The sequence below is a fragment of the Dietzia sp. CW19 genome (assembly GCF_014145265.1).
In the GTDB taxonomy this organism is placed as follows: Bacteria; Actinomycetota; Actinomycetes; order Mycobacteriales; family Mycobacteriaceae; genus Dietzia; species Dietzia natronolimnaea.
In genome coordinates this window covers 2,308-4,659 of the sequence record NZ_JAALEE010000475.1, presented here as the reverse complement: position 1 = coordinate 4,659, position 2,352 = coordinate 2,308, and the positions used below count along the sequence as shown (strand labels likewise).

The following is a 2,352-nucleotide window of genomic DNA, read 5'->3' as shown; positions in this document are numbered from 1 at the left end:
GTCGGCCGGTCATCCCGCGGGTCGGTCCGCCCTCGCGAAGGCGTCGAAGATCCGGGCGCCGTGGGGCAGTGCGGCCTCGTCCAGGACGAACCCGGGGTGGTGCAGGTCGGTCTCCTCGGACTCGCCGTCCCACACCCCCAGCCGCAGGTAGACGCCGGGGATCTCCTCGGTGTACCAGGCGAAGTCCTCGCCTCCGCTGGACTGGACGGCGGTGCCCACCCCGTCGGCACCGAGCACCTGCTCGACGGCCGACGCGGCCAGGTCGGCGCAGGTCTCGTCGTTGACCACCGGCGGCACGCCCTGGACGTAGTCGACCTCGGCGCGGACCCCGTAGGTCGCGGCGATCGTCTCGACGGCCTCGCGGACGACGGGCTCCGCCGTGGCCCACACGTCGCGGTCGGCGCTGCGCAGCGTGCCCCACAGCTGCCCCGAGTCGGGGATGACGTTGGGTGCGGTGCCTCCGGCCTTGACCGAGGCCCAGGTCAGGACCGTTCCCGAGCGCGGGTCGATCGTCCGGTCGACCACAGCGGTCACCCCCGTGACGATCTGCGCCAGGGCGAAGACCGTGTCCTGGGTCTCGTGGGGCCGGGCGGTGTGCCCGCCGTCCGAGTGGACCGTGATGCCGATCTTGGCGTTGGACGAGGTGATGGCGCCGCCGGTCACGCCCACCTCGCCGACACGGCGGTGCGGGTCGCAGTGCAGCGCGAGGATGCGGTCCACGCCCTCCACCACGCCCTCCTCGACGCAGTCCTTGGCGCCACCCGGCATGGTCTCCTCCGCCGGCTGGAAGATCAGGCGCACGGGGCGCGGCGGCGGGTCGGCGACCAGCATCTCGGCCGCGCCCAGGAGCATCGCGGTGTGGCCGTCGTGACCGCACGTGTGGGCGACCCCGTCGACCTCCGAGGCGAAGGGCTCGCCGGAGTCCTCGCCCATGGCCAGTGCGTCGATGTCCGCGCGCAGGGCCACGACGTCCGTCGCGGTGGCGCCGTCGGCGGCCGGGACGTCGCACCACAGGCCGGTGCCGATCCGGAACCGCGTCGGCTCGAGCCCCATCGACCGGAGCTCACCCTCGATGTAGTCGGTGGTCTCGGTCTCCTCGTAGGACAACTCGGGGTGGGCGTGGATGTGGCGCCGCCACCCGATCAGTCGTCCCTCGAACCCGTCCGCGTCGCCGGGTTCACTCTTCTTGCGTCCGAACACCGAACACCTCCTGACAGAAGTCGACCACCCGGTCCCCGAGCAGCTGCCTGTTGGCCAATTTCACGAACTCGTGACCCTCGTCCTCGAAGAGCAGCACGTCCACCGGTACGCCGCGGCGACGCAAGGCCTCCACGGCCTGCTCCGTCTCGCTGAGCGGCACATTGGTGTCGTGTGCCCCGTGGACGAAGAGCACGGGGACGTCGACATGGTGATACAGATGTAGCGGCGACGCCTCCCTGAGTAGTTCCCGCTCCTGCAGCGGGTTCCCGTACTTGGGATAGGCGGCGGCGGCGATCCACGGCTCGGTGGTGCGGTAGAAACTCTGGAGATCGCTCATCCCGCACGCCGCGATGCCCCCTCGCCACCGCCCGGGGTGCCGGACCAGGGTCGCGTTCACCAGATACCCGCCATAGGAGCGGCCCGAGACCACCGCCCGGTCGGGGTCGGCGATGCCCGCCTCGACCAGGTGCAACAGCGCGTCCTCGACGTCGTCGATCCCCGCGAAGCGGCCGTAGCGGTCGTCGGCGTGGCTGAAGAAGCGTCCGGACCCCGTGGACCCACGCACGTTGGGCGCGAAGTAGGTCACGCCGATGTCGAGGTACCGGCGGGCGAGGTCGTTGTACCCCGGCCGGGACTGTCCCTCGGGCCCGCCGTGGAGGTACACGACCGTGGGCGTCGGTTCGTCGGCCGGGTCTGCGCGGTACAGCCAGCCGGACAACTCCAGCCCGTCGCGGGCCGTGAAGTGGACCAGCACCGGCGCCGGATCCGGTTGCCTCGGCGGCTCTCCCGTCCACCTCCGTCGCTCCACGTCGTACATGACGATGCGCGGCGGCTGGTCGAGGCTCTGCACGGTGAGCGCCAGCAGACGGCCGTCGGCGGTGAGGGTGGGCGAGGACGCCACGACCTCGGGGAGCGGCGGTCTGACGATCACCCGCGGCCGGTCCCCGCTCAGGTCGAGCACCTCGATCTCCGACAAGCCCCCGCGGACGTTCCACAGCAGCACCGCCGTCGAACGGTCCAGGCTCACCTCCACCCGGTCCAGGTCCGCGTCCTCCCGGTAGGCCACCGGCCAGGACTCCGTGCTCTCCTCGTCCGCGACCACCGCGATCAGGCCCATGCGCTCCGCGGAGTGGTCGCTGCGGACGATCATCC

General features: G+C 71.7%; 2 protein-coding genes. Both read right to left on the bottom strand.

Annotated elements, in window-relative coordinates; translation table 11 throughout:
• Window positions 1–9 precede the first annotated feature (9 nt).
• Window positions 10–1,200: a M20 family metallopeptidase gene (locus G6021_RS13705; protein ID WP_182641522.1), complete on the bottom strand. Its 1,191-nt coding sequence runs from the start codon at window positions 1,198–1,200 to the stop codon at window positions 10–12.
• Window positions 1,178–2,352, bottom strand: a 1,175-nt coding sequence (locus G6021_RS17450; RefSeq protein ID WP_241736563.1) for a prolyl oligopeptidase family serine peptidase, incomplete at its 5' end; no start/stop codon positions are given. The genes G6021_RS13705 and G6021_RS17450, both read right to left, overlap by 23 nt.